The sequence below is a fragment of the Microbacterium sp. GCS4 genome, from assembly GCF_001262495.1.
GTDB lineage: Bacteria > Actinomycetota > Actinomycetes > Actinomycetales > Microbacteriaceae > Microbacterium.
This window is the reverse complement of sequence record NZ_LGYE01000002.1, coordinates 286,158-308,748: the sequence shown is the minus strand read 5'-3', so window position 1 is coordinate 308,748 and position 22,591 is coordinate 286,158. Positions and strand designations below refer to the sequence as shown.

Here is a 22,591-nt window from a genome sequence, read left to right as displayed (position 1 = left end):
ATCGATTTTAGCACCGAGATACTGCTCGAATCCGGGGATCTCGATCGAGGAACGGAGCATCCGTGAAGTCCACCGTCACTCTCTCTGATGTCGCTGCCGGAGCCGGGGTCTCGATCGCAACCGCCTCCCGCGCGCTGGCCGGCAAGCCGCGCGTCTCCCGCGAGATGGTGGATCGCGTACGTGCGGTCGCCGCCGAACTCGGCTATCGCGTCGACCCGATCGCCCGGGCGCTGCGCGATGGCTCGACGCGTCTGGTGGGCATGATCGTCCCCGTGATCAGCATCCCCTTCTACGCGCAGCTGATCGACGCCGTCGAAGAGGAGCTCACCCGGGCCGGGTTCGAGCTCCTGCTCGCCGACTCGCACGGGTTCGTCGACGAGGAGGTCCGGCGACTGCGCGTGCTCGGCGACCGCCGCGTCGACGGCATCCTCATCGTCGCCTCCGACCGCACCGCCTCCATGCCCTCGATCGTCAACGTGCCCGACGACATCCCCGTCGTGACGGTCGACCGCGCGACCGACCGGCCGATCGCCGACTTCGTCGGGGTCGACAACGAGCTCGGGATGCAGCTGCTGTTCGAGCACCTCGTCGAGCAGGGGGTCACGAGCGTCGGCTACGCCGGCACCGACGACGCCACGACGAGCGGAGTCGAGCGCTGGCAGGGTTTCCACCGTCTCGCGCGGCGTCACGACATCGAGATCGGTGCCACCTATCGCGGCGAGTTCAGCGTCGAGAACGGCACGGCGGCCGCGGACCACATCCTCGCCGCCGGGCCCCTCCCCGATGCGATCGTCGCCGGATCCGATCAGATCGCGGTCGGCGTGATCGCCCGCCTGCGCGAACAGGGCCATGACGTGCCGCGTGACGTGCTCGTCACCGGGTTCGACGGCGGCGACCTGTCGCGCATCTCCTGGCCGACCCTCACGACCGTGGTGCAGCCGCTGCCGTCCATCGCGGCCGACGCCGTGACCCTGCTCGTCGACCGCATCCGCGGCGGCTCCGGCGCACTCCGCCGCAATTGCCTCGCCCCCGAGCTGCGTGTGGGGGGATCGACGGCGCGGGTGCAGGGTCAGCCGGCGTAGCCGGGTAAAAGATCGGCGAGAGCCGACTTCGTCGACGGCCTTGCGGGCGCGTGCTGCCGGGACCGACCCCAGATACGGAAAAACCCCCGATCTCTCGGGGGTTTCCATGGCGGTGACGGTGGGATTTGAACCCACGGTAGGGGGTTACCCTACACAACTTTTCGAGAGTTGCACCTTCGGCCGCTCGGACACGTCACCGCGGACTAGCTTACGACAGTCCGCGTTCCCGCGCGAATCGTGGACCTGACGGCTTATCCACGGTCGCGTCCCCGGCACGACGAGCGCGGGATAGTTAGGATGGCCTAAGCGACGCAACGGAGGGATGCGCACATGGGCTACATCACGTCGGAGACGCTGGCCGAGACCGGCTACGTCGTGCTCGACGACCACGACCAGGCATCCGATCCCGCCGAGTGGCTCGATCTCGAGTACATCGGCTGGCGCTCGTCCGGGGTCACCCGATTCGCGCCGCTCGCGAGCTACGCCGGCGAGATCGAGTGCAACGGCTTCTGGAACCACACCCCTCCCCGCACCGACAAAGACGGCGTGTGGGTGCCGTCGCAGGTCGCCGTCGCCCCGACGCTGCAGCGCCGCGCGCTCGAGCCCGGCGCCGGCGTCGGCCGCTGCCGCGTGATCGAGCTGCAGCCCAACACCTACGCCGATGCGGTCTACAACCTCCATCAGGACGACAACAACCGCCTCAACGAAGACGGCACCGGCTGGGTCGTGCGCGGCTACTACAACCTCACGGACGACGCCGACTCGCTGCTGCTCCTGCGCAGCGACCGCTTCGACCCGGCCACCGAGGTCCGCCTGCCGCTCTGCGCGGGCTCGCGCATCATCGTCGACACGCAGCGCTTCTGGCACGCCGTCTGGCACCGGGGCACGGCCCCGCGCTTCGCGCTCATCACGTCGTGGACCTCCGGCCCCGAGCTCGACGCGTACATCGCCGCGAACCACGGCGACCCGCATCCCGACACGATCGCGCTCGACCCCCAGCTCGTAGACGACGCGCAGGTCGAGCTGCACCGCCGCATCGAGGAGCGCCGCCGCGCCTTCGAGGCGCAGGGCATCGTCATGGAGCCGCGCGCCGATCTGAGCGTCTGACGCGCCCTCACCGCGTTTCGTCTCGTCGCTGCGCTCCTCGCTCAACGACCGGACTGGAACCGCTCGTTGAGCGAGCGGAGCGAGCCTCGTCGCTGCGCTCCTCGCTCAACGACCGGCGACGGTGCGGCCGTCTTCCAGCCGCACGACGCGGTCGACCGACCCCTCGGGCGGGGCGACGTGCGAGATCAGCAGCACCGACTGCTCCCCCGCGGCGCCCAGGAGATCGGCGAGCAGCGCATCCGACGCCTCCGGGTCGACGCCCGCGGTCGGCTCGTCGAGCACGAGCACCGGGAACCCGCGCAGCAGCGCCCTCGCGAGCGCCAGACGCTGCGCCTGACCGCCCGACACGAGCGCGCCCCGATCGCCGACACGTGCATCGAGGCCGCCCCGCTGCCGCACCCAGTCACCGAGTCCGACGCGCGACAGCACTGCCAGCAACTCGTCATCGGTCGCGGTGTCGCGCGCGAACAGCAGGTTCTGACGGATGTCCTCGTCGAACAGCTGCGGGCTCTGCTCGCACAGCCCGATCGTGCGCCGCAGCGCCGGGCCCGACAGCTCGGCAGCGGACACACCCCCGACCGTGTACTCCCCCTCGGCCCGCAGGAAGCCGACGAGCACGGCGGCGAGCGAGCTCTTGCCCGCCCCGCTCGGCCCCGACACGAGCACCCGCTCCCCCGGATGCAGGTCGAGATCGACTCCGCGCAGCGCCGGCGCCCCGCCCGGCCAGTCGGCCCGCACGCCGCGCAGGCGCAGAGCCAGGGAGCCCTCCACGACATCGTCCGTCCCGACATCCGGGCGCAGCTGAACCGGCATCCGCTCCGGCAGCACGTCGACGATGCGCTCGGCACTCGACCGCACGCTCCGCCAGGATGCGGCGGCGATCGGCACCGCACCGAAAACCTCGAACACGACCATCGGGACGAGCACCGCGACCGCGAGCCACGGTCCGTCGATCGCGCTCCCGAGACCAGGCGCCGCGGCGGCGAGCGCCCAGACCGAGGCCGCACCCGCCACCGCCGACACGACCCCGGCAGCGACGGCCTGCGCGAGGGACGCTCGCGCGACGGCACGCCGCAGCGCGGCATCCGCACCGCTCACCCGCTCGCGCGCCTCGGGTTCCGCGCCGTAGGCGAGCAGCACATCGAGCCCGCCCAGGTAGTCGGTGAGCGCTGCCGCGAGGTCGCCGCGCCGCTGCGAGACCACCGCCTCGGCGCGTGAGCCGAACAGCCACCCCAGCCCGATCGCGGCGAGTGCGGCGATCACCAGACAGACCGCGAGCGTGAGCGCCGCAGGCACCGAGACGAACAGCAGGAACACGACGGCGCCGACCGCGACGACGCCGGACACCGCGAGGGGCTGCACGACGCGCAACGGGAGGTTCTGGAGGTTCTCCACGTCGTCGACGAGCGCGGAGAGCACGCGGCCGTGGTCGGTGCGCCCGAGCCCCGCGGGCGACAGGGGCGTGAGCCTGCGGACCATGTCGGCGCGGGTCGCGGCGAGCTGTCGCAGCGCCGCGTCGTGACCGCTCAGGCGCTCGAGGTACCGGGTCACCGCGCGCGTCACCGCGAAGAAGCGCACACCGACCACGGCGATCGACAGCGGCACGAGCGAGTCGACGATCGAGGCGCTCACGATCAGCCACCCGCTCACCGCGAGCAGGCTCACCGCTGCACCCGCCGACACCACACCCCAGACGAGTCCGGGGAGGAACCGCGGGAAGGGCGGCTGCGCGAGTCGCAGCACCTCCCGGATGCGGGCGGCCCGCGAGACGGATCCGGTGACGGAGCTCATACCCGCACCCCCAGTTCCACGACCCGGTCGGCGATGTCGCGCGCGGAGCGCCGATGCGACACGAGGAGCACCGTCGCCCCGGCATCCGCCCGCGCGCGCAGCGAGGTCCACAGGCGCCGCTCGGTGTCGGGGTCGAGCGCACTGGACGGCTCGTCGAGCGCGAGCACCGCTTCCGGCCTGCGCGCCTGCCGGTACAGCGCCCGCGCGACAGCGACGCGCTGCGCCTGTCCGCCGGAGAGCCCGCTGCCCTGCACGCCGAGCTCGAGCGCGGCGTCGACCTCGTCGGCGCATGCCTCGTCGAGCGCGTGACGGATGCCGTCGGCCTCCGGTGCCGGATCGCCCAGCGCCACATTGGCGGCCACCGTGCCCCGACTGAGCTGCGGGCTCTGCCCGGCCCACGCCAGCCAGTCGGCGGGCGACAGCGTTCGGACATCCCGTCCGCCGATCGTCGCGGCCCCCTCGAACCCGACGGCCCCGCGGAGCGCCGCGAGCAGGCTCGATTTGCCGGCCCCGCTCGGCCCCTCGATCAGGGTGATCGTGCCGGGCTCGGCCGTGAAGGAGACCGGCGGGAGGTCGCGCACGCGCAGGTCCGTCACGGTGAGAGGGCCGCGGAGAGGCTCCTCGTCGGATTCCGCGCGTTTCGTCTCGCTGCGCTCGCTCAACGACCGGGTGGTGGTCGTTGAGCGAGCGGAGCGAGCCGAAACGTCGCCGGAATCCCCCGCCTCGTCGAGCACCGCGAACACGTCCTCGGTGGCCGCGACCCCCTCCGCGGCGGCGTGGAACTGCACTCCGACCTGGCGGATCGGCAGGAACGCCTCCGGCGCGAGAAGCAGCACGAACAGTCCGACCTCGAGCGACAGGTCACCGGACAGCAGCCGGAACCCGATCGCGACGGCGATGAGCGCGACCGCGATCGACGACAGCAGCTCCATCGCGAAACCCGACAGGAACGAGAAGCGCAGCACCTTCATGGTCTCGCGTCGGTACTCGCCGGCCGTGGTCTCGATCTGCGCAGCCGCACGGCCTTCGCGGCCGAACAGGCGCAGCGTCGCGAGCCCCTGCACAGTGTCGGCGAACCGGGCGGCGAGACGCTGCAGCGTCTGCCACTGCCGACGCTGCACGGTGCGGGTCGCCATGCCGATCAGGATGAGGAACAGCGGGATGAGCGGCAGTGTGACGATCGCCGTGAGTCCGCTGGGCCAGTCCTGCCACCACATCACCGCGACGATCACGGGGGTCGCCACGACCGTGAGCACGAGCTGCGGGATGTACCGGGCGAAGTACGCGTCGAGAGCCTCGAGCCCGTGACCGGCCGTGACCGCCAGCTCCGCGCGGTTGCGCTGCGCGAGCCATCCGGGCCCGAGACGGCCGATCGCGGCGATGAGCGCCGACCGCAGCTGCATCCCGGTCTTCGCGGCGGCGCGCATGCCGGCGGCATCCGAGGCGGCGATGAGCAGTCCGCGCAGCAGGGCGAGTGCGAGCAGCCACAGCAGGGATGCCGTGACGTCGCGTCCCGCGAGAGCGCCGGTCACGGCATCCGTGAGCATCCAGGCGAACGCGATCACGACCGCGGTCTGCGCGACCCCGATCACCCCGGAGAGGAGCAGGAACCCTCGGGCGGCGCTCGCGTACCGGATCAGCCGGATGTCGACGGGTTTCACGCGTGCGCCCCATCCCCGTCGCACAACCCGGTCGTTGAGCGAGCGTTACCGCGAGCGCCGCACTGAGCGAGCGCAGCGAGACGAAGAGATGAAACCCGCCGATCGAACCGATCACTCACGCGTGCGCCGGAGCCCCCTCGATCGAACGGCGGGTGACGCGCTTGCGGAACACCCAGTAGGTCCACGCCTGGTAGGCGAGCACGAGTGGGGTCGCGATCAGCGCCGTCCAGCTCATGATCTCCAGCGTATATTGCGTGCTCGAGGCGTTCGCGATCGTCAGGCTGTTCGCGTCCGCGATGGTCGACGGCATCACGTACGGGAACAGTGCGGCGAACAGCATCACGACCGCGAGCATCACGGTGACCATGCCGGCGAAGAACGCCCATCCGTCCCGGCGCACGAGCGAGAGGCCGACCGCGGCGATCAGCGCCACAGCGGCCACAGCCCCCGCACCGATCACGAGCCACAGCAGCGGCGCCTCCCGGTTCATGGCGATCACGGCCGTCCACACCACGGTGCCCGCGGCGGCGAGGATGGTCGGACCGGCGGCGAGCTTCGCGAGACGGTGCGCGTCCTCGTGCACGGGTCCGTCGGTCTTGAGCGCCACGAAGAGCACCCCGTGCAGGAAGAACAGCAGCAGCGTGGTCACGCCCACGAGCAGCGCGTAGGGGTTCAGCAGCGCGAAGAACCCGCCCACGTAGATGTGGTTCTCATCCAGCGCGACGCCCTGCACGATGTTGCCGAACGCGACGCCCCAGAGCAGCGCCGGGACGACGGAGCCGATCACGATCATCCGGTCGAAGCCGCGCTTCCACGCCGCGCTGTCGCGCTGATGACGGTACTCGAACGAGACGCCGCGCAGGATGAGCGCGAGCAGGATGAGGAGCAGCGGCAGATAGAACCCGCTGAACAGCGTGGCGTACCACTCGGGGAACGACGCGAACAGCACGGCGCCGGCCACGATGACCCACGTCTCGTTGAGGTCCCACACCGGGCCGATCGTGTTGATCACCTGGCGGCGCGAGACGTCGTCCTTGCCGAGGAACGGCAGCGACATGCCGACGCCGAAGTCGAAGCCGTCGAGCACGAAGTAGCCGACGAAGAAGAAGGCGACGATGAAGAACCAGAGCGTTGCGAGATCCATGGTGTTCCTTCCTCTCAGTACACGACCGACGGCAGCTGGGCCGTCTCCTCGTGGGGTTGCTCGTCGGTGTCAGGGCCCTTCTGCGCGGCCTTGACGATGAGCCTGACCTCGACCACGGCGAGCGCGGCGTAGATGGCGGTGAAAGCGATGAGCGAGATCAGCACGTCGACACCGGTCACGCCCGGCGAGACGCCGTCCTGCGTGGTCATGAGCCCGAAAACGATCCACGGCTGCCGACCCATCTCGGTGAAGACCCAGCCCATGATGTTCGCGACGAGCGCGAGCGGGAACGACCAGATCGCGAGCTTCCACATCCACGGCGCCGGCGGCTTCTTCGCACCCTTGCGGGTCAGCCACAGGCCGATCACGGCGACGAGGCCGGCAGCCATGCCGAGGCCGATCATCCAGCGGAACGCCCAGTACGTGACCCAGAGTATCGGGGCGAACTCGGTGAGCCCGGTGTCGGCGTACGTGGTCGCGTACTCGGCGTTGAGGTCGTTGATGCCGTGCACGCACGCGTCGAAGGTGTGGGTCGACAGCAGCGACAACAGGTAGGGCACGCGGATGCTGAACAGTTCGGAGCTGCCGTCGGGGGTGCCGAGCGTGAAGAGGCTGAACGCGGCATCCGGTCCGCACACGGTGTTGAACGTCGCCTCGGCCGCAGCCATCTTCATGGGCTGCGCGGCATACATCGCGAGCCCGAGCTGGTCGCCCGTGAGCACGACTCCCGCGGTCGAGAAGATCATCGCCCACAGGCCGAACTTGAGCGAGATGCGCATGGTGTCGAAGTGCTGGCCGCGAGCGAGGTGCCAGGCCGACACGGAGATCACGACGCCGGCGGCGAACATGAGTGCACCGAAGATCGTGTGCGGGAAGGCGGCAAGCGCGACGGGGTTCGTCAGCAGCGCCCAGAAGTCGGTGAGCTCGGCGCGGTTCGTCTCAGGGTTGAACACGTAGCCGACCGGGTTCTGCATGAACGCGTTGGCGGCGATGATGAAGTAGGCCGACAGGATCGTGCCGATCGAGACGCACCAGATCGTCGCGAGGTGCAGCTTCTGCGGGAGCTTGTCCCAGCCGAAGATCCAGAGGCCGATGAACGTGGCCTCGAAGAAGAACGCCAGCAGTCCCTCGAACGCGAGCGGGGCGCCGAACACGTCGCCGACGAAGCGCGAGTAGTCCGACCAGTTCATGCCGAACTGGAACTCCTGCACGATGCCGGTCACGACGCCCATGGCGAAGTTGATGAGGAAGATCTTGCCGAAGAAGCGCGTCAGGTGGAGGTACTGCACCTTGCCGGTGCGCACCCACGCGGTCTGGAAGATCGCGGCGACCAGCGCCATGCCGATCGTCAGCGGCACGAACAGGTAGTGGTAGACGGTCGTGAGACCGAACTGCCATCGCGAGAGGGCGAGCGGATCGAGCCATTCCATGGTGGCCACTCCTTCTTCTGTGCCTGTTCGTACGGGCCTGAGGTCGCGCGTATCGGGGCCGGCGACCCTCGTGGAGTCGTCGGCAGGGTGTGCAGACGATCGCCTAGGCGGCGGTCATCTCCGTCAGACGCAGCTGCACGGTGCATTCCAGAGGCGGGCACTCCTCCGGGAGTCCGGAGGCGCGCACGGCCTCGGCAGCGAGCGGCCCGCCCGCTTCGGCGAGCACCCCCTGCATGAGGCCGAGATGCACGGAGCACAGCATCGGGCGGTCTTCGGCGCGGCCCGCGGCATGCGGGCACGGGGTGAGGTCGACCGTGAGCTGCTCGTCGTCGACGACGGGCTCGAAGCCGCTCTCCTCCAAGTGTTCGATGAGCGCGTCCAGCTGGTAGGTCGCGTCGCGACCCAGGGCGGATGCGGTCGCCGGGAGCATCCGGCGGAGCAGGTCGCCGCGCTGCGCCGCGGCCTTGGCCTTGTCGCGCGCGATCGGGCTGGAGGCGTCACCCGTGCCGGTCGCCGCGCTGTACAGGGTGCGCGGACGACCGCGGGTCGTGCGGTGCTCGGTGGCCTGGATCACGTAGCCGCCTTCGATCAGGCGCTGCAGGTGCTCGCGGACCGTGTTGGGGTGCAGGCCGGTGGCCTCGCACAGTTCGCCGATCGTGCGCGTGCCACGGATCTGGGCCGTGCCGGACTCGAACAGCGCGTGCAGGATCCGCACTCGCGAGAAGGTCGAGATGGGCCCGCAGACGGGCGCTCCGTTGGCCATGGATCCAGTATCGCGTGGCCGCTGCGCGACATCGAGGGCTGGGGCCGTGAATAATGCCCGCCGCGATAGGGATGTCGGATACCGGCGATAGCCTGGCTGCATGGCTACCCGCAAACCCGCCCCTCCCGCGTATGTGTGCACGGAATGCGGGTGGACGACCGCGAAGTGGGTCGGACGCTGCGGCGAGTGCCAGCAGTGGGGCACGGTGCAGGAGCAGAGCGCGCAGACCGGCATCCTCAGCCGGGTGACCCCGCTCGCGCCGACCGCCGATCGCGCAGCCCGGCCGATCACGCAGATCACCACGACCGATGCCCCGCGGCGCACGAGCGGTGTGGGCGAGTTCGACCGCGTGCTGGGCGGCGGCATCGTTCCGGGAGCGGCGATCCTGCTGAGCGGTGAGCCGGGTGTCGGCAAGTCGACGCTGCTGCTCGAGGTGGCGGCGAAGGCCGCGCAGTCGGGGCGCCGCGTGCTGTACGCCAGCGCCGAGGAGTCCCCCGCGCAGGTGCGCCTGCGCGCCGAGCGCACCGGCGCGCTGCACGATGAGCTGTACCTCGCGAGCGAGACCGATCTCGCGACGATCCTCGGGCACATCGACGAGGTCGAGCCGCAGCTCGTGATCGTCGACTCCGTGCAGACCGTGTCGTCGGCGCTGATCGACGGCGCCGCGGGTCAGCCGAGCCAGGTGCGCGACGTCGCGTCGACCCTGATCCGTGTGGCGAAGGAGCGCAGCCTGCCCATCATCATCGTCGGGCACGTCACGAAGGACGGTCAGGTGGCGGGACCCCGCGTGCTCGAGCACCTGGTCGACGTCGTATGCCATTTCGAGGGCGACCGTCAGACCTCGCTGCGGTTCATCCGTGCGCTCAAGAACCGCTTCGGCCCCACCGACGAGGTCGGATGCTTCGAGATGACGGGCGACGGCATCGCCGAGGTGCCCGACCCCTCGGGGCTGTTCCTGTCGCAGGGCGCGACCGAGCCCGGCACGTGCGTCGCGATCTCGCTCGAGGGGCGCCGTGCACTGCCGGTCGAGGTGCAGGCGCTCACGGTCGGGACGACGGCGCCGAATCCGCGCCGGGTCGTGCACGGGCTCGACTCCTCGCGCGTGGCGATGGTGCTCGCGATCCTCGAACGGCGGGCAGGGATCAAGACCAGCACTCTCGACGTGTACGTGTCGACGGTCGGCGGGGTGCGCTTCACGGAACCCGCCGCGGATCTCGCGATCGCGATCGCCGTGGCGGGATCGATCCAGCAGATCTCCGTGCCGCGCACGGTCGCCGCTGTGGGCGAGCTCAGCCTCGCGGGAGAGATCCGCCCCGTGACGCAGTCGACTCAGCGGCGCTCCGAGGCCGCGCGCCTGGGCTATGAGCAGGTCGTCGACGACCGTTCGAAGACGCTGCGGGCCGCGTTGAACGACGTCCGCGCGCGCAACACGTCACGCCGCGGCGAGGCCGACATCCCGCCGTTCTGACTCGCCAGGCGTTTCGTCTCGCTCCGCTCGCTCAACGACCCAGAAGAGTGTCACCCCACGAGGGCGCAGTGCCAACCCCGGTCGTTGAGCGAGGAGCGCAGCGACGAGACGAAACGCGCTCCGTCCGCACGGCACTCACCGCGTTTCGTCTCGCTCCGCTCGCTCAACGACCTCGGATCACCGCGCACGGCGGTGCTCAGGCGTCGAGGGCCTTGAGGATCTCCTCGGGCGACGCCTGCATCGGGTGCGGTCCAGCGATGTCGAGGAACACCGTCGTGATGGGATGCGTCGCGAGGAACTTCCGCAGCCAGTCGGCGGAGTAGATCCCGACGCCCGGCGGCAGGTTCGCCGGCTTGTTCTTCGCATCGCTGAACAGGAGCAGTGCGAGATCGCCCGTGTTCGGGTCTCGGTACGTCCACACCTCCCCGCTGTCGAGCGGGTTGTCGCGCGACCCGGGCTTGACGAGCGGGACCACCGTCGTGCCGTGGCGGAGGGCGAGAGCGACGGCTGCGACGTCCTGCTTCTCGAGCGCCTGGGCGAGAGCATCCGACCGGAAGTCCTCGGGTGCGGGCTTCTTCGCGGACTTCGACTTCTTCGCTGCCATGGTTCCAGCGTAGTCACGGCGCGGTCGGCATCGCGTCGGCATCCGCTCGGGAGAAGCCGACATCCAGTCAGGAGAGGATTGGGGCCCTCTCGAGTCCCACATTGGGGACTGGGGTACTCGAGAGGGCCCGCGGGCTCTCGGGCGGCACGTGTCGAAGCGCTGGGGACGCTGTGAGTCGACGCCACTGGGGATGGCATGAACGCCGCATGATCAGAGAGCCGTTTCCAATGGTATCCCAAAGAAAGCGAGGTGTCAGCCCCGATACTGAGTGCAGATAGGTATTCGGGCGTGTCGCGACGTCGGCACCGCTCCGTCAGTAGAGCAGGATCTGCTTCGTCGCGGCCCCGGCGAAGCCGCCGATCTCGACCGCCACGTGGTACGACGACCCACCGCCGGGCGCGCGCGGACGGTTCTCCTGCGCACAGGTCTCGACACTCGACCGCGTGCGGTCCCACACCACCGGCACCTTGCTGGTGACCGTCGCGCCCGCTGCGAGCGTCGCGATCATGCTGCTCGGGTTCTCCTGGCAGTCGGTCGACCGCCACCAGACGTCCGCACCGCTCGACACCGTGAACACCTGGGTGGTCGACCCGACGTCGATCGTGCAGTCCGCCGCGCCGTTGTTCGTGAGCGAGATCGACAGGTTGGGCAGCACACCGGCCGCGTAGGTGTCAGCGTCGGTGACCGCCGTCACGACGACGTCCTTCGCCTCGCAGGCCACGACCCCGGGTGTCTCCTCGGCTGTGGGGTCGGGCACCGGGGACTCGGCCGTGTCCGTGGGAGTCGTGCTCGGCGTGGGCGTGCCGGTCGGAGTCGAGGTCGGCACGGGCGTCGCATCGGTCGCCGCAGCCCAGGGGCGTTCGATCAGCAGCCAGACCGACAGTCCCACGAACGCCACGAACAGGACCAGCCCGACGAGAACCACGATGCGCCGGCGACGATAGACGGCGGCGGACTGGCGGGGCATGATCCCAGGTTAGTTCAGCCGCTTCAGCATCCTGGTGTTGCCGAGCGTGTTCGGCTTGACGTGCGCGAGGTCGAGGAACTCCTCGACACCCGCGTCACCGCTGCGCAGCAGCTGGGAGTACACGTCGGGGTCGACGACCTGCTCGCCGATGGGCGTGTACCCGCGGCGTCCGAAGAACACGGTCTCGAACGTGAGGCAGAAGAGTCGGCTGAGGCCGAGCTCGCGGGCGTTGTCCTCGAGCCGGCCGACGATCGCGCCGCCGACGCCGTGGTGCAGCCAGTCCTCGCGCACCATGAGTGTGCGCACCTCGCCGAGGTCCTCCCAGAACGCGTGCAGGGCTCCGCAGGCGATGAGCTCGCCCTCGGCCTCGGCGACCACGAACTCCTGCACCGCGCCGTACAGCACCGCGAGATCCTTGCCGAGGAGCACGCGTCGCTCCACCATCGGCTGCAGGAGATCGCGGATGCCGACGATGTCCGCGCTGCGCGCCGGACGGACGATGTACTCACTCACCCGTCCAGCCTAGAACCGGTCGCCTCGATCGACCCTGAACACCTGCGGATCCTGAGTCCGCATGGACACCGTCGAGCTCATTGTCGCTCACTCACGAACATCCTCGATGCTGTGTCGTGGAACCCGAAGCTCGAGTCGTTGCCCCCACAACGTGCCGACCAAGACGAGGGCAACACCGATGAAACCCATGAGGCCGAGTCGATCGCCGGCGATCGTCACCCCGATAAGCGCCGCCCATACGGGCTCTGTCCCGAGCACGAGGCTCACGCGGGTCGGGGAGGTCCGACGCACCGCCCACATCTGAATGAAGAAGGGAAACACCGTGCAGACGATCACCAGGTAAGCCATCCATACCGCGAGATTCCACCCCATCGATGTCAGGTAACTCCAGCTGGAGACACCCCAGATGCTGGAGAGGGCGACGAAGACCGCGCCGCAGGTGAGCATCTGGACGAATGTGAGAGCGAGGGAGTCTACGGAATGCGCGTGGGATAGGCGATGCATGCTCAGCACGTGGAGGGAACGCGCGAAGGCCGCGATCAGGATGAGAACGTCGCCGACGCCGAACGCCGTGAACCTGCTCCCTGTCGCGAGGAAGTACACGCCGGCGACCGCGATGACGCCGGCGATGTAGAACAGAGCCCCCAAACGTCGCCTTCCCACCAGTGATTCCAAGACAGGGGTGATGATGATGGTCAAGCTGATGATGACCCCGGCGTTCGTTGCGCTGGTCATCGCGATCCCGAAAGTCTCGAAGATGAAGACAAGCGACAACATCACACCCAACACGAAGCCCACTCGCAAAGCGCCGCGAGTGATCCGTTGTCGAAGCAATGCCCACAGTGCGCCGAGCACGAGAGCTGTCGCCGACATCCGAACGGCCAGCATCGCAAAGACCGTGTCTTCGGTTACAAGAATCTTCGCAACGAGGTAGGTCGACCCCCAGGCGACCGCGACCACGACTAGCAGAACATCCGCAACCCACGGTCGCGTTCCGAGCCTCCTGGCGCTGGACTCAGCCAATGCGTGACCCGGCGAGAGTACTGGCCATCGAGACCTCATAGGCAGACCGCTCGGCGCGGACGGCCTCGATCTCCCACACGTCTCGGTCACGCAGATAGAGTGGCTCCTCTGCCACGATGCTCACCGTGTCCGCCGATCGGTGATTGATCGACCACGTCACCGACCCGGATACCTGCGAGACGGATGCGTCCACGAACGACTGAGCGGCAGCTCGAAGCTCACTGAACCACCGTCCCTCAAGCACTTCCTCGACCCAGATCTGCTCGACCCTCTGCTTCTCGCGGATATGAGGCTGCGTGAGCGTTGCTCCTTCCAGATGCCGCAATGTTCGGAGCAACAGCCACGCAGCCGGCATCTCCCGAACCTCGAGTACTTTCTGTCCGTGGTCCAGATGCTCGAGTCCGCTGTATCGCCCGTAGCCGAACTTGCCGACCCGATAGTTGAGATCCTCGAGAATAGCCCCGAGACCCATCGGGCAGTCATTCAGAGCAACCGGTAGCCCGCGATTGAATGTGACCTTGATTCGCTCGTCGGCGTGCTGCCCCAGATCTTTGGTCCAGTGGTAGAGGTCGTACTTCATCGCGTGCGCCTCGGGGTCATCCAGAAACCCGGACTCGTACTCGCGACACCAGAGGTTGGTGTCGCCGCTGACCACACGCTCCGCCATATGCGACATCCCAGCCTCCGTGATGCGCGCGATCTTCGTCACACGATCGATCGGGTCCAGGTCGTACGGGCTCCCATAGTGACCCTCGAAGCCCTGGGCTCGAATTGCCCCGTTCAGCCGCCGGAGCGAATTCTGCGACCTATTCGCGGTATGCAGGACGGCTCTTGCTCCTAGTTCCGCAGCAACGCGAAGGGCGCTCTTGGCAATCAAAGGTCGTGAGAGCGACGAGCTCACCGGATGCGTCTGCAGGTAGACAGCATGGGCACGCAGGGCAGGCGCCACGTGCTCATCGACGAACTCACTCCTGGAATCGACGGCCACTAGCCTCGCCCCGAGGTGGGCGGCGATCTCTTGCTTCCCGCGTGCGAATCCTCGTCACCGACATCTACGGAAACTGCATGCACATCATGTGCCCCCAGTTCCTTAAGACGGAGGAGGAGGTAGGTACTGTCGAGTCCGCCACTGAACAGGGTGACGACCGGAGCGTGGAGATCGACTTCCCCGCTTTCGAGCTGAGCGAAAGAGCGAACAATTCTCGACACAACAGCCCTCAGTCTTCTACTACGGTAAACATCGCGATCAGCACGTCGCGGTGGCCGATCTCCTGCCCCTCTTCCAGCGACAACCCGGTAACACCGTGCATCAGTTTTCTGATCGTCGACGAAGAGGTATTCTCCGGGCTCCGCCAACTGCGCTTCTGCCAGCAAGCCCTGGTTCTCAGCGTGTAGACGCTGCTGACACCGCCCTGTGCTCCGACTCGGTCCACGAAAAGCGTGAGAACGAAGTCGACGCCGTCGCGATGCACGCCCTCTGGGGCAGGGTGACCGATTTCGTTAGGCGTCGACATGATGCGATTCTGAAAACACTGCGCTTTCCAGGTCCGCCCCGGGCGCACTGCCTCGAGGTATGCAGCCGATGTGGCAAACGCCCGTGCCAGAGCATCACTGTCGACCACCCGCGACTCGAACGGTTCGTAAAGACGATCGATCCCCCCGTTCAGATGATTGACGTCGCGCTCCTGTCGGTAAGCGACGTGCGGAAGCAGGTTCGCAGCACCAGTTGTTCCGTTGACCGAGAACTCCGAGTACCGGCGAACGCGATACTCCCCGCCATCAGCCATGTATGTGTCGGGACGCAGATTGTCCCAGCTCTCCGCGAAGAGCTCCCAATCTGAAGCAAGGTCAAGCTTCGAATGTGCGTAACCCTTTGTGCGCAGGGACGCAACGTTCTGCGCGTCGGAGACGTTCGTCAATGCAGTGCCTCTCATAGGATCGACCTCGCCGCCCGAACTGCTCGCGAAATGGAATCGGCTCTCACATGCTGCTCGGAGTGGAGGCGAGACCGGGTCTTCGGTTCTGAGTTACCCAGGTCTTCGGTTCTGTGGTCACCTCGACGCTAGAGTCACCCCAAGCGGGTGTCCACCGGGACGGCTGTGCTGCATCGGTATGCTGCAATACATCAACGAATGACGTGGTTGACGGCGGTGATGACCGTGCACCCGGACACGACGAAGGGGCGGATGCCGCAGCATCCGCCCCTCCGTGTGCTCTGCGATCAGTCGTTGCCGGTGATCGCGAGGTCCGGCGTGGCCGAGATCTCGCCGCCGGTGTTCACACCGACCGCGACCTTCTCGCCGCGCGGGCCGTGCTCGAACACGAACTCGCCGTCCTTCGCGTCGACCTTCACGTGGTCGCCGGGGTTCAGCTCGCCGTGCAGGATCTTCTCCGACAGACGGTCCTCGACCTCGTGCTGCATCGCGCGACGCAGCGGCCGGGCGCCGAGGGCCGGGTCGAACCCGATCTCGATCAGGCGCTCCTTGGCGGCCAGCGAGAGCTCGATCGTCATGTCGCGGTCCAGCAGACGCTCGCCGAGGCGCTTGGTGAACAGATCGACGATCTGCACCAGCTCCTCCTTGTTCAGCTGCGGGAACACGATGATGTCGTCGACACGGTTCAGGAACTCGGGCTTGAAGTTGCGCTTCAGCTCCTCGTTGACCTTGCCCTTCATGCGCTCGTAGGTCGTGGCGTTGCTGCCCTCGATCTGGAAGCCCACAGGACCGCCGGCGATGTCACGAGCACCGAGGTTGGTGGTCATGATGATGACGGTGTTCTTGAAGTCGATCACGCGACCCTGGCCGTCGGTCAGACGACCCTCTTCCAGGATCTGCAGGAGCGAGTTGAAGATGTCCGGGTGCGCCTTCTCGATCTCGTCGAAGAGCACGACGCTGAACGGCTTGCGGCGCACCTTCTCGGTGAGCTGGCCGCCCTCTTCGAATCCGACGAATCCGGGAGGGGCGCCGAACAGACGCGAGACGGTGTGCTTCTCGCCGAACTCGCTCATGTCGAGCGAGATGAGCGCGGCCTCGTCGTCGAACAGGAACTCCGCGAGCGCCTTGGCGAGCTCGGTCTTTCCGACACCCGTGGGGCCGGCGAAGATGAACGAGCCCGAGGGACGCTTCGGGTCCTTGAGGCCGGCGCGCTGACGACGGATCGTCTTGGAGAGGGCCGCGATGGCCTCCTCCTGTCCGATGACGCGCTGGTGCAGCGCCTTCTCCATGAAGACGAGCCGCGAGGACTCCTCCTCGGTCAGCTTGAACACCGGGATGCCGGTGGCCTGAGCGAGCACCTCGGCGATCAGACCCTCGTCGACGACCGCCTGGGTCGCGACGTCGCCCGAACGCCACTGCTTCTCGAGGCGCAGACGCTCGGCGAGGAGACTCTTCTCCTCGTCGCGCAGCGACGCGGCCTTCTCGAAGTCCTGCTCCTCGGAGGCGATCTCCTTCTGCTCGCGCACGGCGGCGATCTTCTCGTCGAACTCGCGCAGCTCGGGCGGGCTCGACAGGATCGACAGACGCAGGCGGGCGCCGGCCTCGTCGATCAGGTCGATCGCCTTGTCGGGCAGGAAGCGGTCCGACACGTAGCGGTCGGCGAGGTTCGCCGCCGCGACGATCGCGCCATCCGTGATCTGCACCTTGTGGTGCGCCTCGTAGCGGTCGCGCAGCCCCTTGAGGATGTTGATCGCGTGGGGCAGGCTCGGCTCGGCGACCTGGATCGGCTGGAAGCGGCGCTCGAGCGCGGCATCCTTCTCGAAGTGCTTGCGGTACTCGTCGAGCGTGGTGGCGCCGATGGTCTGCAGCTCGCCGCGCGCGAGGAGCGGCTTGAGGATGCTGGCCGCGTCGATCGCGCCCTCGGCGGCGCCCGCACCCACGAGGGTGTGGATCTCGTCGATGAAGACGATGATGTCGCCGCGGGTGCGGATCTCCTTCGTGACCTTCTTCAGGCGCTCCTCGAAGTCACCGCGGTAGCGGGAACCGGCGATGAGCGAGCCGAGGTCGAGCGAGTAGAGCTGCTTGTCCTTGAGCGTCTCGGGCACGTCGCCCTTGACGATGGCCTGCGCGAGACCCTCGACGACGGCGGTCTTGCCGACGCCGGGCTCACCGATCAGGACGGGGTTGTTCTTGGAGCGACGCGAGAGGATCTGCATGACCCGCTCGATCTCCTTCTCGCGCCCGATGACCGGGTCGAGCTTGTTGTCGCGCGCGGCCTGCGTGAGGTTGCGGCCGAACTGGTCGAGCACCTGCGAGCCGCCCTGGGCGCTCGGGGTGTCGTTCGACTGCGCGCCGACGGCGGCGGGCTCGCGTCCGGGTGCGCCGGAGAGGAGCTGGATGACCTGCTGACGGACCTTGTTCAGGTCGGCGCCGAGCTTGACGAGCACCTGTGCGGCGACGCCCTCGCCCTCGCGGATGAGCCCGAGGAGAATGTGCTCGGTGCCGATGTAGTTGTGGCCGAGCTGGAGGGCCTCGCGGAGGCTGAGCTCGAGCACCTTCTTGGCGCGCGGCGTGAACGGGATGTGCCCGGTCGGCTGCTGCTGACCCTGGCCGATGATGTCCTGCACCTGCTCGCGGACGGCGTCAAGGGAGATGCCGAGACTCTCGAGCGCCTTGGCGGCGACGCCCTCACCTTCGTGGATGAGGCCGAGCAGGATGTGCTCGGTGCCGATGTAGTTGTGGTTGAGCATCTTCGCCTCTTCCTGGGCGAGGACGACCACACGACGGGCTCGGTCGGTGAATCTCTCGAACATGCTGTGACTCCTTTATTCGCACGTGTTGTTCGACACTGGCGAAGACGCATGAAGCGCTTGTACATCGAGAGTAACCACCGTGCGCGGGTGGTATGCCCGTGTTCGCCGTCGGCATATCGCCGTGACGGGTGATGACGCGCGGATGCCGGGTGGATGCCGGAGTGGCGGTTGACCTGCATATCGAAAGTCGATATGTTAACGATTGTCGGTAACAACGATAGTCGATAAGGAGTGGACAATGTCCCCCACGAAGAACGACCGGACACTGAGTCGCGGCGACGTCGGAGCCCTCGTCGGGTTCTGCATCGCCGGCGTCGTCATCGCCGTGTACTTCACGGTGTACTCGATCGTCCGCATCATCGAGCTCGCGGGCGGACGACAGGTCCCCGTGCGGGTCGAGTTCCGCGGCGACAGCGTCGACCTCCCGCTGTCGACGGGCGGCAGCATCCCGGTCGGACTCGAGAGCGGCACGATCGTCGCCCCGCAGCTGCCCCTCGTCGCCGTCGTCCCGGGGATCATCGCCCAGGTGCTGCAGATCATCACGGTGGTCGTCGTGATCGCGTGCCTCATCCTGCTCGCCCGCTTGACGATCGGAGGGCGGATCTTCGGGCGCGGACGCACCGCCGTCGTCGCCACTGCGGGCATCACCGGCCTCCTCGGCTTCTCCGGGGTGCGCTTCTTCGACAACATGCTCGCGAACGCCACGGTCTCGCGCATCGCCGACAACGGCATCGACAACGCCGTCCTCACGGTCGAGCCGTTCACCTTCATCCTCGCCGCGTTCGTGGTCGCGCTCATCACCACGGTGTTCTCGATCGGCGACCGCCTGCAGCGCGAGACGGACGGACTCGTCTGATGTCGACGAACACCGCCACCCCCACGCGCTCGGAACGCGCCGATGCGATCACCGTGATCCTGTACGCCGCCGCAGCCCTCGTCATCGTCGGCATCGTCACGGTCATGCGGGCGCTCGACACCTTCCGCGCCGACGGCATCGCCTGGTCGATCCCGATCGACGAGCAGCCGATAGAGGCGACCGTGGACTCCGGCTCGATCCCCGTCGAGGGGATCGCGCAGCAGGCGATGGTCCTGGCCCCGGATGTGAACGCCGTCTCCGTCGCGGCGATCATCGCTGCCCTCGCGCTGTGGGCGCTCGCGGCGCTCGCGATCATCGCCGCGGTCGCGCTCGTCGCCTGGAACTTCCTCCGCGGCCGCTTCTTCGTGCGGGGCAACGCCCGCGCGTTCGATGTGATCGGCTGGACCCTCGTGCTCGCCCCGCTCCTGATCGTGATGCTCGAGACGATGGGCCGGAACGGCGTGACGGCCGCCCTCGGCCTGAGCGCGGCCGAGCCCGCGCATCCGATCGAGTTCTGGGCGATCGCCCCGATCTTCGCCACGGGAGTGACGGTCGGCTTGATCGCCGTCGCCTTCCGCCGCGGGATCCGCGTGCAACAGGAGCGGGACTCGCTCGCCGACGACACCCGGGGTCTCGTGTGAGCCCGGCTGAGAGCGACGACGAGCTCACCGGCATCCACTGCCGACTCGACGAGCTGCTCGCCGAGCGCGGCATGACGCTGACCGAGCTGAGCGCACGCGTGGGCGTGAGCATCGTGAACCTGTCGGTGCTGAAGAACGATCGCGCCAGGGCCATTCGCTATTCGACGCTGCGCGCGATCTGCGATGCCCTGCAGTGCGAGGTCGGCGAACTGCTCGTGCTCGCCTGATCCCGCGTCAGGCCGTCGGCGGCTGCGGGGGCTGCGATGCCGGCTGCGGTGCCGACGGCGCGAGCGGCTCGACCACGACGGCCGTGCCGTAGGCGCAGATCTCGGTGAAGTTCGCGATCGACCCGGCGTCGAAGCGCATCGCGACGATCGCGTTGCCCCCGCGCTGCTGGGCCTCGGCCCACATGCGCCCCATCACGACCTGTCGCGCCTCGTACATGACCTGCGTGTACTCGGGGATCTCGCCGCCGCCGAGCGAGCGGAATCCCGCCGCGAAGCCCTGGCCGAAGTCGGTCGACCGCACCGTGAGGCCCATGACCTCCCCGAGCACCTGGGTGATGCGGTAGCCGGGGATGTCGTTCGTCGTCACCATGAACATGACGCCATCGTGGCACTCCGCCATCCCGGGCGACAGATCATGGCGTGGGGATTTCTCCCCATGCAACCCCCTCTATGAATTCGCTGTGCGCCAATACTCTGGTGTGCATGAAGCTCAACGACCGGAACCTGCGCCCCACCTCCCGACTGCTCCTGGCCCTGCCCATCGCGGCCGTCGCCCTCTCGCTCGCCGCCTGCGGCGGCCCCGCCGAACGCCCCTCCGCCGAGGACGTCTCGGACGGACTCATGAAGGTCCTCGAGGACCAGGGCATGGGCGACACCCTCACCGAGCCGATGGTCCTGTGCCTCTCCGAGGCCCTGGTCGACTCGGAGGTGTCGAACGACACGCTGGCCGCCATCGCGAAGGGCGACCAGAACGCGCAGACCAACCAGGACGACTTCGACCTCGTCCAGTCCACGATCACCGAGGCCGGTCCGGACTGCGTCACCGCCGAGTAGCAGGCATCGATGAAGGATGGCGGATGCTGCGGCATCCGTCATCCTTCGTCATAACGACCCCGGGAATGTCAGCCCGCTCCTAGCGTTGACCGATATGTCGCGCACTCGCGCGCATCTGTCCGTCCACGCGCGTCCCCCAGCCGCGCAACGACCCTGGAGTCCCCACCCCATGAGAACCACCGCGCGCGCCGCCAAGGCGCCAGACACCCGCGGGCCGGTCCGGAAGCTGCTGACCTCGTTCGGCTTCCAGATCCTCGCGGCCCTCGTCCTCGGCATCGCCGCCGGACTCGTCGCCCGCCAGCTCGGCGCGACCGCCGACGCCCCCAACGGCCTCTCGGCGACGCTCGACACGATCGGCAGCTCCTACGTGACGCTGCTGCGCGCCGCCGTCGTCCCGCTGATCTTCACCGCCATCGTCGCGAGCATCTCGAACCTCCGCCGCGTGCAGAACGCCGCACGCCTCGCAGGTCAGACCCTGCTGTGGTTCGCGATCACCGCGTTCATCGCCGTGACGATCGGCATCGTGCTCGGCCTCGTGATCCAGCCCGGCTCCCGCGCCGGCGAGGGCCTCGAGCCCAGCGACCCGTACACGGTCGGGACGTGGTGGAACTTCCTCCTCGGCCTCATCCCCCAGAACTTCCTCGGCCTGGGCGTCAGCACCAACCCGGGCCCGGTCGAGGGCACGTTCACCTCGAGCGTGAACTTCAACATCCTGCAGGTCATCGTCGTCGCGGTCGCCGTGGGCATCGCCGCGCTGAAGGCCGGCAAGAAGGCGGAGCCGTTCCTCGCGTTCACCGAGTCGCTGCTCAAGGTCATCCAGCGCGTGCTGTGGTGGATCATCCGCATCGCCCCGATCGGTACGTTCGGCCTCATCGGCGCCGCGGTCGTCAAGTACGGCTGGGAGAAGCTCGCCGCGCTCGGCTGGTTCGCGATCGCCGTGTACATCGGCCTCGCGCTCGTGCTGTTCGTCGTCTACCCCGTGCTCGTGAAGACGCACGGCCTGTCGATCAAGCAGTACTTCTCGGGCGTGTGGCCCGCCGTGCAGCTCGGCTTCGTGAGCCGCTCGTCGATCGGCACGCTGCCCCTGACCGAGCGGGTGACCGAGCGCAACCTCGGCGTGCCCCGCTCGTACGCGTCGTTCGCGGTGCCGTTCGGCGCGACCACGAAGATGGACGGCTGCGCCGCGATCTACCCGGCTATCGCCGCGATCTTCGTCGCGCAGTTTTTCGGCATCGAGCTCAACATCGTGCAGTACCTGCTGATCGTGCTCGTATCGGTCGTCGGCTCCGCCGCCACCGCCGGCACCACGGGCGCGACCGTCATGCTCACGCTCACGCTGTCGACCCTGGGCCTGCCGCTCGAGGGCGTCGGCCTGCTGCTCGCGATCGACCCGATCCTCGACATGGGTCGCACCGCGGTCAACGTCGCGGGCCAGGCGCTCGTGCCGGCGATCGTCGCCAAGCGCGAGGGCATCCTGAACGAGGACCTCTACAACGCGCCGCGCGAGGGCCTTCCCTTCGCCGACGACAACGACGACGAGCCCGAGGCGGACGCCACGGCATCCGCGTCGGAGCCCGCCGCCACCCGCTGACGTCCGCGTCACCGTACGAAGCGCCTCGCCCCTCCGGGGCGGGGCGCTTCTGCATCCCCGAGTCCCCGTCCGACCCGGCGATAGATGGAAAACGTCTCGCAACAGGACCCGGCAGCGACGTTATCCATCTCGCGACCGGCAT

21 protein-coding genes and 1 tRNA gene are annotated in these 22,591 nt (G+C 68.1%); 8 read left to right on the top strand and 14 right to left on the bottom strand.

The window, feature by feature from the left end:
- The first annotated feature begins 62 nt into the window (after nucleotides 1–62).
- A complete protein-coding gene (locus tag AKH00_RS08680; RefSeq protein WP_050722331.1) occupies nucleotides 63–1,082 on the top strand; it encodes a LacI family DNA-binding transcriptional regulator in 1,020 nt (339 codons plus the stop codon).
- Between the two features lie 107 nt (nucleotides 1,083–1,189).
- Here AKH00_RS08680 and AKH00_RS08675 read toward each other — a convergent pair.
- Nucleotides 1,190–1,280, bottom strand: a tRNA-Ser gene (locus AKH00_RS08675).
- A 132-nt stretch (nucleotides 1,281–1,412) separates the two neighbouring features.
- Between AKH00_RS08675 and AKH00_RS08670 the strand changes: the two genes are divergently transcribed.
- Nucleotides 1,413–2,189: a hypothetical protein gene (locus AKH00_RS08670; RefSeq protein WP_050722330.1), complete on the top strand. Its 777-nt coding sequence runs from the start codon at nucleotides 1,413–1,415 to the stop codon at nucleotides 2,187–2,189.
- A 105-nt stretch (nucleotides 2,190–2,294) separates the two neighbouring features.
- Here the strand turns inward: AKH00_RS08670 and cydC are convergent, their stop codons facing one another.
- From cydC to AKH00_RS08645, 5 genes are all read right to left on the bottom strand, one after another.
- Nucleotides 2,295–3,980, bottom strand: a complete 1,686-nt coding sequence (gene cydC, locus AKH00_RS08665) for a thiol reductant ABC exporter subunit CydC (RefSeq protein ID WP_050722329.1) — start codon at nucleotides 3,978–3,980, stop codon at nucleotides 2,295–2,297.
- Entirely contained in the window at nucleotides 3,977–5,641 is a 1,665-nt protein-coding gene (gene cydD / locus AKH00_RS08660; RefSeq protein WP_082297518.1) for a thiol reductant ABC exporter subunit CydD, read from the bottom strand. Before cydD ends, cydC begins: the two co-directional genes overlap by 4 nt.
- A gap of 115 nt (nucleotides 5,642–5,756) precedes the next feature.
- A complete protein-coding gene (gene cydB / locus AKH00_RS08655) occupies nucleotides 5,757–6,785 on the bottom strand; it encodes a cytochrome d ubiquinol oxidase subunit II (protein WP_050722327.1) in 1,029 nt (342 codons plus the stop codon).
- A gap of 14 nt (nucleotides 6,786–6,799) precedes the next feature.
- Nucleotides 6,800–8,215: a cytochrome ubiquinol oxidase subunit I gene (locus AKH00_RS08650; protein ID WP_050722326.1), complete on the bottom strand. Its 1,416-nt coding sequence runs from the start codon at nucleotides 8,213–8,215 to the stop codon at nucleotides 6,800–6,802.
- 103 nt (nucleotides 8,216–8,318) lie between these two features.
- Nucleotides 8,319–8,978 carry a helix-turn-helix transcriptional regulator gene (locus AKH00_RS08645; protein WP_050722325.1) on the bottom strand — a complete coding sequence of 220 codons (660 nt, stop codon included), beginning with the start codon at nucleotides 8,976–8,978 and terminating at the stop codon, nucleotides 8,319–8,321.
- A 100-nt stretch (nucleotides 8,979–9,078) separates the two neighbouring features.
- On the opposite strand from AKH00_RS08645, the gene radA reads away from it, so the two are divergent.
- Nucleotides 9,079–10,446, top strand: a complete 1,368-nt coding sequence (radA, locus tag AKH00_RS08640; RefSeq protein ID WP_050722324.1) for a DNA repair protein RadA — start codon at nucleotides 9,079–9,081, stop codon at nucleotides 10,444–10,446.
- Nucleotides 10,447–10,642: 196 nt separating this feature from the next.
- Here the strand turns inward: radA and AKH00_RS08635 are convergent, their stop codons facing one another.
- From AKH00_RS08635 to AKH00_RS08610, 7 genes are all read right to left on the bottom strand, one after another.
- Nucleotides 10,643–11,050: a hypothetical protein gene (locus AKH00_RS08635; RefSeq protein WP_050722323.1), complete on the bottom strand. Its 408-nt coding sequence runs from the start codon at nucleotides 11,048–11,050 to the stop codon at nucleotides 10,643–10,645.
- 313 nt (nucleotides 11,051–11,363) lie between these two features.
- Nucleotides 11,364–12,017 (bottom strand): hypothetical protein, encoded by a 654-nt coding sequence (locus AKH00_RS08630; protein WP_050722322.1) that lies wholly within the window; start codon nucleotides 12,015–12,017, stop codon nucleotides 11,364–11,366.
- Nucleotides 12,018–12,026: 9 nt separating this feature from the next.
- Complete coding sequence (locus AKH00_RS08625; RefSeq protein ID WP_050722321.1) at nucleotides 12,027–12,530, bottom strand: amino-acid N-acetyltransferase; 504 nt, start codon at nucleotides 12,528–12,530, stop codon at nucleotides 12,027–12,029.
- Nucleotides 12,531–12,617: 87 nt separating this feature from the next.
- The gene (locus AKH00_RS08620; protein ID WP_161804385.1) at nucleotides 12,618–13,553 is read right to left on the bottom strand and encodes a DMT family transporter; all 936 of its coding nucleotides are present in this window, start codon (nucleotides 13,551–13,553) and stop codon (nucleotides 12,618–12,620) included.
- Entirely contained in the window at nucleotides 13,546–14,568 is a 1,023-nt protein-coding gene (locus AKH00_RS08615; protein ID WP_268768107.1) for an argininosuccinate synthase-related protein, read from the bottom strand. Before AKH00_RS08615 ends, AKH00_RS08620 begins: the two co-directional genes overlap by 8 nt.
- A gap of 202 nt (nucleotides 14,569–14,770) precedes the next feature.
- Entirely contained in the window at nucleotides 14,771–15,472 is a 702-nt protein-coding gene (locus AKH00_RS17635; protein WP_161804384.1) for a 2OG-Fe dioxygenase family protein, read from the bottom strand.
- Nucleotides 15,473–15,774: 302 nt separating this feature from the next.
- Nucleotides 15,775–18,300: an ATP-dependent Clp protease ATP-binding subunit gene (locus tag AKH00_RS08610; protein ID WP_050722319.1), complete on the bottom strand. Its 2,526-nt coding sequence runs from the start codon at nucleotides 18,298–18,300 to the stop codon at nucleotides 15,775–15,777.
- Nucleotides 18,301–18,538: 238 nt separating this feature from the next.
- Between AKH00_RS08610 and AKH00_RS08605 the strand changes: the two genes are divergently transcribed.
- The 3 genes from AKH00_RS08605 to AKH00_RS08595 are packed head-to-tail and all read left to right on the top strand — an operon-like array spanning nucleotide 18,539 to nucleotide 20,024.
- Complete coding sequence (locus AKH00_RS08605) at nucleotides 18,539–19,156, top strand: hypothetical protein (RefSeq protein ID WP_050722318.1); 618 nt, start codon at nucleotides 18,539–18,541, stop codon at nucleotides 19,154–19,156.
- Nucleotides 19,156–19,797 carry a hypothetical protein gene (locus AKH00_RS08600; RefSeq protein WP_050722317.1) on the top strand — a complete coding sequence of 214 codons (642 nt, stop codon included), beginning with the start codon at nucleotides 19,156–19,158 and terminating at the stop codon, nucleotides 19,795–19,797. The genes AKH00_RS08605 and AKH00_RS08600 overlap by 1 nt, the downstream gene beginning before the upstream one ends.
- The gene (locus AKH00_RS08595; RefSeq protein WP_050722316.1) at nucleotides 19,794–20,024 is read left to right on the top strand and encodes a helix-turn-helix domain-containing protein; all 231 of its coding nucleotides are present in this window, start codon (nucleotides 19,794–19,796) and stop codon (nucleotides 20,022–20,024) included. Before AKH00_RS08600 ends, AKH00_RS08595 begins: the two co-directional genes overlap by 4 nt.
- Before the next feature lie 7 nt (nucleotides 20,025–20,031).
- Here AKH00_RS08595 and AKH00_RS08590 read toward each other — a convergent pair whose 3' ends face one another.
- Complete coding sequence (locus AKH00_RS08590) at nucleotides 20,032–20,400, bottom strand: YbjQ family protein (protein ID WP_050722315.1); 369 nt, start codon at nucleotides 20,398–20,400, stop codon at nucleotides 20,032–20,034.
- A 107-nt stretch (nucleotides 20,401–20,507) separates the two neighbouring features.
- Here AKH00_RS08590 and AKH00_RS08585 point away from each other — a divergent pair, with 107 nt between their 5' ends.
- Nucleotides 20,508–20,858, top strand: coding sequence for a hypothetical protein (locus AKH00_RS08585; RefSeq protein ID WP_050722314.1), 351 nt, complete (start codon nucleotides 20,508–20,510; stop codon nucleotides 20,856–20,858).
- Nucleotides 20,859–21,027: 169 nt separating this feature from the next.
- On the top strand, nucleotides 21,028–22,449 hold the full coding sequence (locus AKH00_RS08580) for a dicarboxylate/amino acid:cation symporter (protein ID WP_082297515.1): 1,422 nt from the start codon (nucleotides 21,028–21,030) through the stop codon (nucleotides 22,447–22,449).
- Nucleotides 22,450–22,591 lie beyond the last annotated feature (142 nt).

What these genes read in the sequence shown, in the direction of transcription:
- AKH00_RS08670 (WP_050722330.1), top strand. Translation starts at nt 1,413, where the DNA reads ATGGGCTACATCACGTCGGAGACGCTGGCCGAGACCGGCTACGTCGTG.
- cydC (WP_050722329.1), bottom strand. Translation starts at nt 3,980, where the DNA reads ATGAGCTCCGTCACCGGATCCGTCTCGCGGGCCGCCCGCATCCGGGAG.
- cydB (WP_050722327.1), bottom strand. Translation starts at nt 6,785, where the DNA reads ATGGATCTCGCAACGCTCTGGTTCTTCATCGTCGCCTTCTTCTTCGTC.
- AKH00_RS08650 (WP_050722326.1), bottom strand. Translation starts at nt 8,215, where the DNA reads ATGGAATGGCTCGATCCGCTCGCCCTCTCGCGATGGCAGTTCGGTCTC.
- AKH00_RS08645 (WP_050722325.1), bottom strand. Translation starts at nt 8,978, where the DNA reads ATGGCCAACGGAGCGCCCGTCTGCGGGCCCATCTCGACCTTCTCGCGA.
- radA (WP_050722324.1), top strand. Translation starts at nt 9,079, where the DNA reads ATGGCTACCCGCAAACCCGCCCCTCCCGCGTATGTGTGCACGGAATGC.
- AKH00_RS08635 (WP_050722323.1), bottom strand. Translation starts at nt 11,050, where the DNA reads ATGGCAGCGAAGAAGTCGAAGTCCGCGAAGAAGCCCGCACCCGAGGAC.
- AKH00_RS08630 (WP_050722322.1), bottom strand. Translation starts at nt 12,017, where the DNA reads ATGCCCCGCCAGTCCGCCGCCGTCTATCGTCGCCGGCGCATCGTGGTT.
- AKH00_RS08610 (WP_050722319.1), bottom strand. Translation starts at nt 18,300, where the DNA reads ATGTTCGAGAGATTCACCGACCGAGCCCGTCGTGTGGTCGTCCTCGCC.
- AKH00_RS08605 (WP_050722318.1), top strand. Translation starts at nt 18,539, where the DNA reads ATGTCCCCCACGAAGAACGACCGGACACTGAGTCGCGGCGACGTCGGA.
- AKH00_RS08600 (WP_050722317.1), top strand. Translation starts at nt 19,156, where the DNA reads ATGTCGACGAACACCGCCACCCCCACGCGCTCGGAACGCGCCGATGCG.
- AKH00_RS08590 (WP_050722315.1), bottom strand. Translation starts at nt 20,400, where the DNA reads ATGTTCATGGTGACGACGAACGACATCCCCGGCTACCGCATCACCCAG.
- AKH00_RS08585 (WP_050722314.1), top strand. Translation starts at nt 20,508, where the DNA reads ATGAAGCTCAACGACCGGAACCTGCGCCCCACCTCCCGACTGCTCCTG.
- AKH00_RS08580 (WP_082297515.1), top strand. Translation starts at nt 21,028, where the DNA reads ATGAGAACCACCGCGCGCGCCGCCAAGGCGCCAGACACCCGCGGGCCG.